Here is a 13,779-nt window from a genome sequence, read left to right on the forward strand (position 1 = left end):
CAAGGACCACTGAGTCAAAGACATGAGCGAAGACCGATCGAGCAACGGGCAAAAGTCCTGGTTTGGAAAAATCACCCAGGCTTTTGCCCATGAGCCGAAAACCCGTGAGGAGCTGCTGGACGTATTGCGCAGCGCCCACCAGAACAAATTGCTGGATAACGAAGCCCTGGCGATCGTCGAGGGCGCCATACAGGTCGCAGACCTGCAGGTCCGCGACATCATGGTGCCGCGCTCGCAGGTGATGAGCATCAAGGCCGACCAGTCGCCTAAGGAGTTCCTCCCAGCAATCATTTCCGCCGCACACTCGCGCTATCCGGTTGTTGGCGACAGCCTCGACGAAGTGATTGGCGTGCTGCTGGCCAAGGATTTGCTGCCGCTGATTCTGCAGGACGATCAGCACACCTTCGACATCAAGGATCTGCTGCGTCCAGCCACTTTCGTGCCCGAATCCAAGCGCCTCAACGTGCTGCTGCGCGAGTTCCGCGCCAACCACAGCCACATGGCGATCGTCATCGATGAGTACGGCGGAGTGGCCGGCCTGGTGACCATCGAAGACGTTCTCGAACAGATCGTCGGCGATATCGAAGACGAGCACGACATTGAGGAAGACAGCTATATTCGCCCGCTGCCCAGCGGCGACTTCCTGGTCAAGGCGCTGACGCCGATCGACAGCTTCAACGAATTCTTCCAAAGCGAATTCCCCGATGAAGAATTCGATACGGTGGCCGGCCTGGTCATGAACAGTTTCGGCCATTTGCCCAAGCGCAACGAAGTGGTGGAGATCGGTGACTTCCGCTTCCGGGTCCTCAACGCCGATAGCCGACGGGTGCACATGCTGAGGCTCACACGCACGACAGGCGAAAATCGATAAAAGCTGCAAGCGATCACTGTGTGGGCTGGCGCCAAAGGGCTTGTGAAGCTTCTGCTTTAACTTGCAGCTGAGGCTTGAGGCTTGCCGCTGTTTTCAGGAGTCTCGATGCACTGGATCACCCGCCCCGGCTGGCCGGGCAATCTGCTGGCGCTCGCCGCAGGGGCTTTGATTACGCTGTCACTTGCGCCTTTCGACATCTGGCCGCTGGCCTTGCTGTCGATCGGACTGATCTACCTCGGGCTACGCGAACTGGCTCCGAAGCAGGCCGCTGGTCGCGGCTGGTGCTACGGCTTCGGCCTGTTCGCTTCGGGCGTCAGCTGGGTCTACGTCAGCATTCACGACTTCGGCGCCGCGCCGCCTCTTCTGGCCGGGGCGCTGACTTTAGGCTTCGTCGCCGGCTTGGCACTGTTCTTCGCACTGCTCGGCTGGATCTGGTCACGTTGCTTGAGACAGACAGCAGCGCCGTGGCTCAACGCCCTGGTGTTCGCCGCGCTGTGGCTCGCACTGGATGCCCTGCGCGGGTGGATACTGACAGGCTTCCCCTGGTTGTATGCCGGCTACAGCCAACTTGACGGGCCACTGGCCGGGCTCGCGCCCCTTGGCGGCGTCTGGTTGCTCAGCTTTGCGGTTGTGCTGACCGCAACGCTACTGATCGAATTGCCTCGATTGGTGGAGCACAGAACATCGCTAATCGGCGCGCTGGCACTGTTGATTGTGTTCTGGGGTGGGGCACTCGGCGTTGGCAAACACGCCTGGACGACAGCCAAGGCGGAGCCGATCACGGTCGCCGCGATGCAGGGCAACGTCGCCCAGAGCATCAAGTGGGACCCGAAAAAGCTCGAGATGCAATTGCTGCTCTATCGCGACATGACCTTCCGTAGCCGCCCTGCCGATCTCATTGTCTGGCCAGAAACCGCCGTGCCGATCCTCAAGGAGCACGCCGCCGGCTACCTGACGATGATGAGCCGCTTCGCACAGGAGCGGCAGTCGGCATTGATTACTGGCGTGCCGGTACGCCAACCCAACGCTGACGGCGAGTTGCGTTATTACAACGGTCTGACAACCGCAGGCGATGCGCAGGGCGCCTATCTCAAGCAGAAGCTGGTGCCATTCGGTGAGTACGTGCCGTTACAGGATCTGCTTCGAGGCCTGATCGCCTTCTTCGATCTACCGATGTCCGATTTCGCACGCGGCGAGCCAGAGCAGGCACTGTTACAGGCGAAGGGCTACGCGATAGCGCCTTTCATCTGTTACGAAGTGGTTTATCCAGAATTCGCAGCCGGCCTTGCGGCGCAGAGCGACATTCTGCTCACGGTCAGTAATGATGCCTGGTTCGGCCACTCGATCGGGCCGCTGCAGCATCTGCAGATGGCGCAGATGCGTGCGCTGGAAGCGGGGCGCTGGATGATCCGCGCCACCAATAATGGCGTCACCGTGCTGATCGACCCGCATGGCCGCATCGTTGAGCGGATCCCGGCATTCGAAGAAGCCGTGCTCTACGGCGAAGTCACGCCCATGCAGGGACTGACGCCATTCCTGCAGTGGCGCTCATGGCCACTGATCGCGATCTGTGTATTTTTGCTTGGCTGGGGCCTGGTCCGTCGACGGCTTGCCTGAAGTACGCATGCTATCCCTGACCGGATGATGACTGGCCATCATCCGGCTTTGTCGCGACCGCTATAGACCAGCGGGTAGATCAGCATTCCCACGGCTTCGTTGAGCAACATGCCGTTCTGCCAGACGGCTTTCGACTCGGGTAGCCAGCCGCCGAAAGGGCGCCCGTTGGGCACGCCCAGAAAGCCCATGGGCGCGGCGATCACTTGCAGTCCCACCTGCTCGAAACACCAGCGCGACCGTGGCATGTGCGAGGCCGAAGTCACCAGCACGATCCGCTCGACCCCCGCAGTCTTGAGCATCTCGGCGCTATACAGCGCGTTTTCCCATGTGGTGCGGCTACGTTCTTCTAGCCAGCGCGTCGGAGTGGAGAAGTCGCGCTGCAGCGCCTCGGCTGCGAGCAAGGCTTCGCTCGGCGGTTCGCCATAGTGCAGCCCGCCGCTGGCAAGGATCGGCAGGCCTGAGGCCTTGGCCAGCCGCGATGCGTAACGCAGCCGTTCGAGGGCGATATGACTGGGCTGATCCGATCCCCAGCCCGGATCGGCCTGCTCGCGACCGGCACCAAGCACCACGATGGCCTGCGCTGTCCGGTCCAGATTGCGCCAATCTGCCGGATCCAATGCCACCTCGCTTTCCAGCATCCGCGCCGCCCACTCCACGGTCGCCGGCAAGCTCATCAGCCACAGTCCGCCGAACCCCAGCACAAAGCAAAGCGCTGCCAACCGTGGCGCGCGTCGCCGTAGCCACCAGGCAGCGAGCAACAGCAACAGCAGGCCACCCGGCGGCAGCAGCAAATGTTTAAAGAAATAGCGAATTGGCATGTGCAGCTCCCGCGTGTCGGTCGCTACAACTTTACCTGCCGAGGCGTCCGCTTGTCGGCAACACGGACGCCATTAATGCTTTGGGTAGGTATGCAACCGCTGCCGCGCGCGTAGCAATTGCGAGCCGCAGGCCGAACAGGCGACCGCACCGGCACCTTCTGGCCAGTGCACGCTGGCGCCACAAAGCGCACAACTCATGGATTGCTGCAGCGCAGGCGGCGTCTGTTTGCAACGCTTGCCCGGATGATGCCGCAGGACATTGCGCAAGGCCGGCCGCGTCGCCTGACGTACCAACTGCGCCTGCTCTTCGGCAGCCGCGTGCCAGCCTGAAAGCCACTGCGAATCCTGCTGCAAATAGGCGCGGATCAGCTCGAACTCGGCGGGCGTCAATCCACCAACCTCCAGTTCGGTCGTCGCACCAGCATCTGCGTCGGTTGTTCGCTCTGCCTCTTCCAGGGCCAGCGTCAGCCGCTGCAGCACGCGTCCGTACAGATTGCCCTCGTTCGCTTGACGCTCTCTACCCATGACTCACCTCTTGTTCGTCCCACCCCCAGTACAAGCGTAGCTCAGACTCGAACATCCACGCCGCCCGCGACCAACGGGGCCGCGTAGCCGTGGCAAATCAGGTTTCCCTCGGTTGCGGGGGGTCATGTATGCTACGGCGCTTCCATGCTTTCGCATCCAGCCCGTTGTGCCGCCGTCTTAGCCAGGTTTCGACTGGGCATTACCGCAGCCCCATCGCTGCTCCGCGAACAGCCAGCCTCTTTTCAATGCCAGTAGCCATGCACGAACAGTATCAGCCCCGCGAAATCGAAGCCGCCGCGCAGTCCCACTGGGATGCGCAGAAATCCTTTGAAGTAAGCGAACAGCCAGGCAAGGACACCTTTTATTGCCTGTCGATGTTCCCTTACCCCAGCGGCAAGCTGCACATGGGCCACGTGCGCAACTACACCATCGGTGACGTGATCGCCCGTTACCAGCGCATGCAGGGCAAGAACGTGCTACAGCCGATGGGCTGGGACGCGTTCGGCATGCCGGCCGAAAACGCCGCGATGAAGAACAAGGTCGCGCCGGCCAAGTGGACCTACGAGAACATCGACTACATGCGCACCCAGCTGAAAAGCCTGGGCCTCGCTGTCGACTGGACGCGTGAAGTCACCACCTGCAAGCCCGACTACTACCGTTGGGAACAGTGGTTGTTCACCCGTCTGTATGAAAAGGGCGTGATCTACCGCAAGAACGGCACCGTCAACTGGGACCCGGTGGACCAGACGGTACTCGCCAACGAGCAGGTCATCGACGGCCGTGGCTGGCGTTCCGGCGCGCTGATCGAAAAGCGCGAAATCCCGATGTACTACTTCAAGATCACCGCTTACGCGGATGAGTTGCTGGAAAGCCTGGACGAGCTGGACGGCTGGCCGGAACAGGTCAAGACCATGCAGCGCAACTGGATCGGCAAGTCACGCGGGATGGAAATCAGCTTCCCTTATGACATCGCCAGCATCGGCAGCGAAGGGGTGATGAAGGTCTTCACCACCCGCCCCGATACGCTGATGGGCGCTACTTATGTTGCCGTCGCCGCGGAACACCCGCTGGCCACCCTCGCCGCGCAGGGCAATGCCGAGCTGCAGGCCTTCATCGACGAATGCAAGCGCGGCGGCGTGGCTGAAGCCGATATCGCCACCCAGGAAAAGAAAGGCCTCGCCACGTCCCTGAAGGTACAGCACCCGCTGACTGGCGAACTGCTGCCGGTGTGGGTCGCCAACTACGTGCTGATGAACTACGGCGAAGGCGCTGTGATGGCTGTGCCGGCTCATGACGAGCGCGACTTCGCCTTCGCAACCAAATACGACCTGCCGATCAAACCGGTGGTGCGCACCAGTGCCGGTGACGAGACGCCCGCACCGTGGAACGACGCCTATGGCGAGCACGGTGAGCTGATCAATTCAGGCGAATTCGATGGCCTGGATTTCGACGGTGCGTTCGACGCGATGGAAGTCGCCTTGCAGAAAAAAGGCCTCGGCCAGGCCCGCACCCAATTCCGCCTGCGTGACTGGGGCATCAGCCGTCAGCGCTATTGGGGCTGCCCGATCCCGATTATTCATTGCCCGACCTGTGGCGACGTACCGGTGCCGGAAGAGCAGCTACCGGTGGTGCTACCCGAGAACGTGGTTCCGGACGGTGCCGGCTCGCCGTTGGCACGCATGCCGGAATTCTATGATTGCAGTTGCCCTAAGTGTGGCGGCGCAGCCAAGCGCGAAACCGACACCATGGACACCTTCGTCGAGTCGTCCTGGTACTTCGCTCGCTACGCATCCCCCCATTACGACCAGGGCATGGTCGATCCGGCCGCGGCCAACCATTGGCTCCCGGTGGACCAATACATCGGCGGTATCGAACACGCGATTCTGCACCTGCTCTACGCGCGCTTCTTTCACAAGCTGATGCGCGACGAGGGGCTGGTCAGCTCCAATGAGCCGTTCAAGAATTTGCTCACCCAGGGCATGGTCATCGCTGATACCTACTACCGCACCCTGGAAAATGGCGGCAAGGACTGGTTCAACCCGGCCGATGTCATCGTCGAACGCGATGCCAAGGCCAAGGTCATCGGCGCCAAGCTCGCCAGCGATGGCCTGCCGGTGGAAATCGGCGGCACCGAGAAGATGTCCAAGTCGAAGAACAATGGCGTCGACCCGCAAGCAATGATCGACAGCTACGGCGCCGATACCTGCCGCCTGTTCATGATGTTCGCCTCGCCGCCGGACATGAGCCTGGAATGGTCCGATTCCGGCGTCGAAGGCGCGAGCCGCTTTCTACGCCGCGTCTGGCGCCTGGCACATGCCCATGTCAGCGCCGGCGCGGTCGGCAAGCTGGACGTCGCCAGTCTCGATGACGAGCAGAAGGCCGTACGCCGTGCCATTCATCTGGCGATCAAGCAGGCCAGCCAGGATGTTGGTCAGCACCACAAGTTCAACACCGCTATCGCCCAGGTGATGACGCTGATGAACGTATTGGAGAAAGCCGCTACCGCCAGCGAGCAGGATCGTGCCTTGATGCAGGAAGGACTGGAAACCGTCGCCCTGCTGCTGGCACCGATCACGCCGCACATCTGCCATGAGCTCTGGCGCAACCTCGGCCACAATGACGCCGTCATCGACGCTCGCTGGCCGGTGGTCGACGAGGCGGCACTGGTGCAGGACAACCTGACGCTGGTGGTGCAGGTAAACGGAAAGTTGCGCGGACAAATCGAGGTTCCAGCCAGCGCCTCACGCGAAGAGGTCGAGACCAGTGCCCGAGCCAACGAAAACGTGGTGCGCTTCACCGAAGGCCTGACGATCCGCAAGGTCATCGTGGTGCCGGGCAAACTGGTCAATATCGTCGCTAACTGATTTTGCTCTGGCGCGCTGCGCCGAGGCTGGCAAGGAGATAACAATATGAAACGCAATCTCGTGGTAGTCGGCATGGCCCTATTGTTGAGTGCCTGTGGCTTCCAGCTACGCGGAACCGGCGACACCAGCTTCGCGCTCGAGGAGCTCGATCTGCAAGCACGCAACAGCTATGGGGAAACCGCCAAGCAGCTCGAGGAACTGCTCAAGGATAACGGCGTACGGGTCTACCCGGGCGCGCGTTACACCCTGGACCTGATCCGCGAGCAGAATCGTCAGCGTACTGCCAGTTACACCAGCTCGGCGCGCAGTGCCGAGTACGAACTGACCAGCGTGCTCGATTATGAATTCCGCGGCCCGCAGAACACCGTTTTGCTGCAAGACAGCGTCGAGGTACAGAAGGTTTACGTACACGACAGCAGCAACCTGATCGGCTCCGACCAGGAGGCCAATCAGTTGCGCCAGGAAATGCGTCGCGAGCTCTTGCAACAGTTGAGCATGCGTATCCGCGGCATTACACCTGCGCAGCTCGACCAACTGCAGCAGACAGCCGAGGCAAAAAAACGCGCCGAAGCCGAGGCCATCGAGGCGCAGATACGCGAGCAGAGCTCGCAACCGCAGCAATCTCCGATCGAATTGCCAATTCAGTGATGAACCGAGAGCCACCTTCGGTGGCTCTCGGTCTCCCGATACCATGAAGCTCTCCCCCGCCCAACTCGCCAAGCATCTGCAAGGTCCGCTCGCATCTGTCTATGTGGTCACTGGCGATGAGCATCTGCTCTGCCAGGAAGCCTGTGATGCCATTCGCAGCGCCTGTCGGCAGCAGGAGTTCAGCGAGCGTCAGGTGCTCAACGTCGAGACCAGTTTCGATTGGGGACAGCTCATCGAAGCCGGCGCCAGCCTTTCGTTGTTTGCAGAGAAGCGCCTGCTGGAGCTGCGCATCCCCAATGGCAAGCCCGGCGACAAGGGCGCTGCTGCAATCATCGATTACCTCGCGCGCCCCGCCGAAGACACCGTGCTGCTGATCAGTCTGCCCAAGCTCGACGGCAATGCGCAGAAGACCAAGTGGGCCAAGGCGCTGATCGACGGCAAGCAGGTGCAGTTTCTGCAGATATGGCCGGTGGACGCCCAGCAGCTCCCGCAGTGGATTCGCCAACGCCTTTCCCAAGCCGGGCTGGCTGCCGACCAGGAAGCCGTGGAGCTGATTGCCGCTCGCGTCGAGGGCAACCTGCTGGCCGCGGCACAGGAAGTCGAAAAGCTTAAGCTCCTTGCCGACGGTGGCCAGGTAACGGCCGAGACCGTACAGGCCGCCGTCGCTGACAGCGCCCGCTACGACGTCTTCGGCCTGATCGACGCAGCACTGCTGGGCCACCCCGAACACATTCTACGAATGCTCACCGGTTTGCGCGGCGAAGGTGTCGAAGCGCCTGTGATTCTCTGGGCCATGGCTCGAGAGGTCCGCCAACTGGCCAATATTGCCCAACAGTACGGCCAAGGCGTCCCACTCGACCGCGCCTTTAGCCAGGCCCGCCCGCCTGTCTGGGACAAGCGCAAGCCGCTGGTGAGCAAGGCGTTGCAGCGCCACGACGCGGCTGGCTGGCAGCGCTTGCTGATGGATGCGCAACGCATCGACGAGCAGATCAAAGGGCAGGCCGAGGGAGATCCCTGGATCGGCTTGACCAAGCTCTGCCTGCAGCTGAGCGGTCAGCGCATCGGTGTTTAATTAGTTGCGAGCGGCAAGCCAGCCTGTTCAGGAACCTAAGTCGCTGTGAGTCTGCTGGACATTTTTTGAACAACACCTATGATGCGCCGTGCTGATCCATAGGCATGAGGGCGACAACATGGCAAAGAACCGTAAGCGGCCGAACAAGGCCAAGTCCCTGGTGGCACAACCATTATTCCGCAGCCGCCAGGAACAGCCGAAAAAAGGCAAAGGCAGCTATCGCCGTGAAGCCTCCCAGTCCAACAACTGGGAGGCTTCGGTCCTTCTGGCGGCTTGAAAAGCCAAGCAATTCAAAGCGTGTTAAGGTCACGTGCCAATGATTTGCCGAGTGTGGTACATGCTTTACACCTTCGTTCCCGTACTGCTGCTGCGTACCCTGATTGCCGGATCAGCCATGAGCATCTTGGTCGCCTGCGCCGCCGAGCGCCCAGCCCAAGCCACACCGAGCATGCCACAGCAACAGGAAGCATCAACCGGCACAGTGCTCGCTGTATCCAACGAGCCGGATATTGCTGTTCCACAGCAAAGTTTCGACGAGTGGCGCGACAGTTTCAGGCTCGAAGCGCTGCAGGCTGGTATACCGGCGGAACTGTTCGATCGCGCGTTTGCCGGCGTTACCCCTGACCCAAGCATCATCTCGGCCGATCGCAGCCAGCCGGAGTTCACTCGGCCCGTTTGGCAATATTTGGAGGGGGCCCTCTCGGAGCAGCGCGTCAGTGGCGGCAAGCGATTGCTGAACCAACATTCAGCGACACTGGACGGTATAGAAACGCACTACGGGGTCGACCGTAATACGCTGGTAGCGATATGGGGGTTGGAAAGCAGCTTCGGGCAGATAATGGGCGACAAGTCAGTCATTCGCTCATTGGCGACATTGGCTCATGAAGGCCGGCGCCCAGGCTTCGCCAAAAGCCAGTTGCTGGCGGCATTGGAAATTCTTCACCGCGGCGACATCTCCATCGATCAGCTGCGCGGGTCCTGGGCCGGCGCCATGGGGCAGACTCAGTTCATCCCGACCACCTATAACACCCACGCCGTGGACTTCGACGGTGACGGCCGCCGGGACATTTGGAACAGCTCAGCCGATGCCCTGGCGTCAGCTGCCCATTACTTGCAGGCGTCCGGATGGAAAGCTGGACAGCCGTGGGGCTTCGAGGTCGCGCTGCCGACAGAATTCGACTATGCCCTGGCCGACAGCAGCATACGCAAGCCGTTGGCGGAGTGGCGTCGCCTCGGCCTGGCAAACCTGCCGGCCGGCAATGATGACGCGACCGCCAGTCTGCTACTTCCCGCTGGTTATCGCGGTCCGGCGTTTCTGATCCTGGATAATTTCCGCGCAATATTGCGCTATAACAATTCGTCATCTTATGCGCTCGCGATCGGTCTGCTGTCCGAGCGCTTCGATGGCGCAGGCAAGGTGCGCGCAAGCTGGCCACAGGGTGAACAGCCCCTGAGTCGCTCCGAGCGTCTTGAGCTGCAGGAACGCCTGTCGAACCAAGGCTTCGATCCAGGCGCTGCAGACGGCATCATCGGCGGCAACACCCGCAGTGCCATCCGTGGTTTCCAGCAACAGCTGGGCTGGCCTGCCGACGGCCATCCGACGCAGGAGTTGCTCGGCCGGCTGCGCGCAGAGCCTTAGCGAGCATGGCCGAACTGTTCGGCCATGCTCTGCCCCGAGCCGCCCATCTCCGCAGGCAGGTCACGCGGCGTCGAAGCCCATCCTGGTCGGCAGTATCTCCTTCCGATAATGCACGTGAAACGCCGGCCGGTAGCTCAGCCGCGGGACAACTCGGGCAAGCCGCGGTGGCTCCGGCAACGGCTGCACGCCTCGCTAGACGGACTGTGCGGTCAGTGCCTGTGATAAACTGCGCGGCGGCCACGAGCCGCCCCGTCCCCGGAGCCTCTAGCGGAGCCCAGAAAGCCGATGTCCGATACCTCCCAGTCCAAAACCGTTGCCAGCGGCGAAAAATTCCGCACCACTCAGGGCATTACCGCGATCAAGGACGGGCAGAAGCGCCGCGCCTCAAGCGAACCCCAAGTGTTCGAACCCAAGCCCAAGTGGTTGCGGGTCAAGGCACCCAGCGGCAGCCGCTTCGAAGCGGTCAAGCGCAATGTCGGCGAACACCGTCTGAGCACCGTATGCCAGGAATCCCACTGCCCGAACATGGGCGAATGCTGGTCCAACGGTACCGCCACTATCATGCTGATGGGCTCGGTGTGCACCCGCGCGTGCCGCTTCTGCGCGGTGGATACCGGCAATCCCAACGGCTGGCTGGATCAGGAGGAGCCGCAGAACACAGCCAAGTCGGTAGAGCTGATGGCGCTGCGCTATATCGTGTTGACCTCGGTGGACCGCGATGACCTGGACGACGGCGGTGCAGCACACTATGCCGCCTGTGTCCGTGCCATCAAGGAACGCACGCCGCAGGTGGTAGTGGAGGCCTTGACCCCGGACTTCGACGGCGACCTGCAAGCCATCGAACGCGTAGCTGACTCCGGCCTGGAAGTCTTCGCGCAGAACGTCGAGACGGTCAAGCGCCTGACCCATGAAGTTCGCGACCCCCGCGCCGGCTACGAGAAGACCCTGCGCGTGCTGGAGCATGCCAAGCGCCATCGCCCGGAGATGCTGACCAAGACCAGCCTGATGCTGGGCTTGGGCGAAAGCGACGAGGAAGTGCTGCAGACCATGGATGACCTGCGCGCCATCGGCGTGGACATCCTCACCCTCGGCCAGTACTTGCAGCCGACCCGCCACCACCTGCCGGTCAAACGTTGGGTCAGCCCGGAAGAATTCAACCGTTTGCGCGACATCGGTCTAGGAAAGGGCTTCATGGAAGTCGCTGCCGGCCCGCTGGTGCGCTCCAGCTATCGAGCCGACCGGGTGTTCGAGAAGAACAACCTGGGCCTGGCCGCCCCGGTGCCAGTGCCGGGCCAGCCGTTTGACAGCAGCCTGATTCCGACCCTCAATCTGAACTGATCGGGTCGATCAACGCCTGCCCCTAGGCTTCGCCTGGGGCAGCGTTTTATATCCGCCATGCCCAGCTCACACCCGATAAGCAAGCGCCCGGCTTAGCCGTCTATTGCGCCCATCAGCGTCTGCTGCTGCGCGTAGCCGAGGTGCTTGACCAGCTGTTCACGCAGGCGGGCACTGACCTCGGAAAACGCTATAGGCCCAGCAACCAGATCGGCCAACTGGGTCATGGTCATGCCGGCGTAGCCGCAAGGATTGATTCGCCTGAAGGGCTCCAGATCCATATCCACATTGAACGCCAGACCGTGGAACGAGCGCCCGTTGCGGATACGCAGACCGAGCGATGCGATCTTTGCCCCCCCGACATAGACACCTGGCGCGTCGGGCTTGGCGATGGCCTGCACATCGTAGCTGGCAAGCAAATCGATCAGGCTCTGTTCGATACGGCTGACCAATTCCCGTACGCCGATTCCCAGCCGCCGGACGTCCAGCATCAGATAACACACCAGCTGCCCGGGGCCATGGTAGGTAACCTGTCCGCCCCGATCGGCCTGTACCACCGGAATATCACCGGGCAGCAGCAGATGCTCGGCCTTGCCCGCCTGCCCTTGAGTAAACACCGGCGGGTGCTGCAGCAACCAGATTTCATCATCCGTGGCCGGGCCGCGACCATTGGTGAAGCGCTGCATGGCTTGCCAGGCGGGCTCGTACTCGACCAGTCCGAGGTCACGAACACCGAGCATTGCGGAAGCCATCAGCGAACACCAAATTCAGAGAAATTGAACACCGTCTTGTCGGTAACGTTGCGTGCCGATGGAGCGCTTTCCATCACAGCACCATATGCACGCGCCCGGTTGCGCGTAGATCGACGTGAATCGCCTGCAACTGCTCGACGCTGGTCGCGGTGATCAGCACCTGAACGGACAGAAAGCGCCCGTTGCGGCTGTCGCGCGTCACCAATGTGGTTTCGTCAAAGTTCGGCGCATGACGCCGGATCACTTCTGTCACCGCCTCGCTGAAGCCCTCGCCCGCGTCACCGATCACCTTGATCGGATAGCGCTCGCAGGGAAATTCGATTTTGGGTGGCTGTGTTTCGCTTTTGCTTTCGGTCATGGCGACGGACTCGTGATCCGCAAGCACGCCCGGCGGATAGCCGAGCGCGCTCAGGTGGTATCAGTTGAAGAGATTGAAGAAGAACAGACGAATGCTATCCCAGAAACGGCTGAACAGCCCGCCTTCTTCCACGGCCTGCAGGGCAATCAGGTCGGTGCTCTGTAGTACCTGGCCATCGAGACTGACTTCAACCTTGCCGATTACATCGCCCTGCTGGATCGGCGCCATCAGCTCGGGATTGAACGTCAGACCGGCCTGCAGTTTGTCCATCTGGCCCCGCGGCAGGGTCAGGGTCAGGTCATTCGCCAGCCCAGCGCTGACCTGGTCCTGCTGGCCTTTCCAGACTCGCGAAGTCGCCAGTTCGACGCCCTTTTTGTAGAAAGTGCGCGTCTCGAAGAAGCGGAAACCGTAGGTCAGCAGTTTCTGCGTCTCGGCCGCTCGCGCCTGCTCACTGTTAGTGCCGAACACGACGCTGATTAGGCGCATGTCGTCGCGCACTGCCGACGCTACCAGGCAGTAGCCAGCCTCTTCCGTATGACCGGTTTTCAAACCATCGACCGTCTTGTCACGCCACAGCAGCAGGTTGCGATTTGGCTGCTTGATATTGTTCCAGAAGAACTCCTTCTGCGCGTAAATGCCATAGTGCGCCGGATCTTCATAGATGATCGCGCGGGCCAGCTTGGCCATGTCGGCTGCTGATGAGTAATGGTCCGGGTGCGGTAGCCCGGTGGAGTTCATGAAGTGGGAGTTGGTCATGCCCAGCCGCTGAGCAGTGCTGTTCATCAGATCAGCGAAGGCTTCCTCGCTGCCGGCAATATGCTCGGCCATGGCCACGCTGGCGTCATTGCCGGACTGAATGATGATGCCGTGCAGTAGGTCGTCGACGGAAACCTGAGTGTTGACCTGAATGAACATCCGCGAACCGCCGGTACGCCAGGCCTTTTCGCTGACTGTAACCATATCGCTTTCGGAAATCTGACCTTTTTTGATCTCCAGCGTGGCGATGTAGGCGGTCATTAGTTTGGTCAGACTGGCCGGTGGCAGGCGCTCGTCCCCCGAGTTCTCGACCAGCACCTTGCCGCTTGCGGCGTCCATCAGAACGTACGATTTCGCTGCCAATTGCGGCGCTGATGGAATGATCGGCTCGGCCCAGGTTACCGGCGCTACTGCCAGCAAAGTGAGAAGAAACAGGCGGCGCACGAAGGTGGTGATAGTCATTGCTCTCTCAAAAGTTGGTGTGGGCAAAACAGTTTTGTGAATCAGCTCGCTCATCCCGAGCA

Annotated in this window: 13 protein-coding genes; 8 read left to right on the forward strand and 5 right to left on the reverse strand. The window is 61.3% G+C overall.

The features are described 5' to 3' along the window. Nucleotides 1-22 precede the first annotated feature (22 nt). Together NAV33_RS04925 and lnt are read left to right on the forward strand one after the other, a co-directional pair. Entirely contained in the window at nucleotides 23-871 is an 849-nt protein-coding gene (locus tag NAV33_RS04925; RefSeq protein ID WP_255977486.1) for an HlyC/CorC family transporter, read from the forward strand. A gap of 105 nt (nucleotides 872-976) precedes the next feature. Further along, entirely contained in the window at nucleotides 977-2,488 is a 1,512-nt protein-coding gene (lnt, locus tag NAV33_RS04930) for an apolipoprotein N-acyltransferase (protein ID WP_255977488.1), read from the forward strand. Nucleotides 2,489-2,526: 38 nt separating this feature from the next. Here lnt and NAV33_RS04935 read toward each other — a convergent pair whose 3' ends face one another. Both NAV33_RS04935 and NAV33_RS04940 read right to left on the reverse strand, forming a co-directional pair. After that, the gene (locus NAV33_RS04935; protein ID WP_255977490.1) at nucleotides 2,527-3,306 is read right to left on the reverse strand and encodes a YdcF family protein; all 780 of its coding nucleotides are present in this window, start codon (nucleotides 3,304-3,306) and stop codon (nucleotides 2,527-2,529) included. A gap of 72 nt (nucleotides 3,307-3,378) precedes the next feature. Beyond that, nucleotides 3,379-3,831 carry a hypothetical protein gene (locus NAV33_RS04940; protein ID WP_255977492.1) on the reverse strand — a complete coding sequence of 151 codons (453 nt, stop codon included), beginning with the start codon at nucleotides 3,829-3,831 and terminating at the stop codon, nucleotides 3,379-3,381. Nucleotides 3,832-4,088: 257 nt separating this feature from the next. Here NAV33_RS04940 and leuS point away from each other — a divergent pair, with 257 nt between their 5' ends. The 6 genes from leuS to lipA all read left to right on the forward strand — a co-directional run bounded on the left by leuS (nucleotide 4,089) and on the right by lipA (nucleotide 11,392). Then, on the forward strand, nucleotides 4,089-6,695 hold the full coding sequence (leuS, locus tag NAV33_RS04945; RefSeq protein WP_255977494.1) for a leucine--tRNA ligase: 2,607 nt from the start codon (nucleotides 4,089-4,091) through the stop codon (nucleotides 6,693-6,695). 45 nt (nucleotides 6,696-6,740) lie between these two features. Further along, the gene (gene lptE, locus NAV33_RS04950) at nucleotides 6,741-7,343 is read left to right on the forward strand and encodes an LPS assembly lipoprotein LptE (protein ID WP_255977497.1); all 603 of its coding nucleotides are present in this window, start codon (nucleotides 6,741-6,743) and stop codon (nucleotides 7,341-7,343) included. A 43-nt stretch (nucleotides 7,344-7,386) separates the two neighbouring features. Next, nucleotides 7,387-8,415, forward strand: a complete 1,029-nt coding sequence (gene holA / locus NAV33_RS04955) for a DNA polymerase III subunit delta (protein WP_255977499.1) — start codon at nucleotides 7,387-7,389, stop codon at nucleotides 8,413-8,415. Between the two features lie 118 nt (nucleotides 8,416-8,533). Then, complete coding sequence (arfA, locus tag NAV33_RS04960; RefSeq protein WP_255977501.1) at nucleotides 8,534-8,692, forward strand: alternative ribosome rescue factor ArfA; 159 nt, start codon at nucleotides 8,534-8,536, stop codon at nucleotides 8,690-8,692. 60 nt (nucleotides 8,693-8,752) lie between these two features. After that, the gene (locus NAV33_RS04965; protein ID WP_255977503.1) at nucleotides 8,753-10,054 is read left to right on the forward strand and encodes a lytic murein transglycosylase; all 1,302 of its coding nucleotides are present in this window, start codon (nucleotides 8,753-8,755) and stop codon (nucleotides 10,052-10,054) included. Between the two features lie 285 nt (nucleotides 10,055-10,339). After that, nucleotides 10,340-11,392: a lipoyl synthase gene (gene lipA / locus NAV33_RS04970; protein WP_255977505.1), complete on the forward strand. Its 1,053-nt coding sequence runs from the start codon at nucleotides 10,340-10,342 to the stop codon at nucleotides 11,390-11,392. A gap of 92 nt (nucleotides 11,393-11,484) precedes the next feature. Here the strand turns inward: lipA and lipB are convergent, their stop codons facing one another. The 3 genes from lipB to NAV33_RS04985 all read right to left on the reverse strand — a co-directional run bounded on the left by lipB (nucleotide 11,485) and on the right by NAV33_RS04985 (nucleotide 13,717). Next, the gene (lipB, locus tag NAV33_RS04975; RefSeq protein WP_255977507.1) at nucleotides 11,485-12,141 is read right to left on the reverse strand and encodes a lipoyl(octanoyl) transferase LipB; all 657 of its coding nucleotides are present in this window, start codon (nucleotides 12,139-12,141) and stop codon (nucleotides 11,485-11,487) included. A gap of 73 nt (nucleotides 12,142-12,214) precedes the next feature. After that, nucleotides 12,215-12,499 (reverse strand): DUF493 domain-containing protein, encoded by a 285-nt coding sequence (locus NAV33_RS04980; RefSeq protein ID WP_255977509.1) that lies wholly within the window; start codon nucleotides 12,497-12,499, stop codon nucleotides 12,215-12,217. A gap of 60 nt (nucleotides 12,500-12,559) precedes the next feature. Next, on the reverse strand, nucleotides 12,560-13,717 hold the full coding sequence (locus tag NAV33_RS04985; protein ID WP_255977511.1) for a D-alanyl-D-alanine carboxypeptidase family protein: 1,158 nt from the start codon (nucleotides 13,715-13,717) through the stop codon (nucleotides 12,560-12,562). Between the last annotated feature and the right edge of the window lie 62 nt (nucleotides 13,718-13,779).

It is taken from the genome of Stutzerimonas stutzeri (assembly GCF_024448715.1).
GTDB classification, from domain to species: domain Bacteria; phylum Pseudomonadota; class Gammaproteobacteria; order Pseudomonadales; family Pseudomonadaceae; genus Stutzerimonas; species Stutzerimonas stutzeri_AR.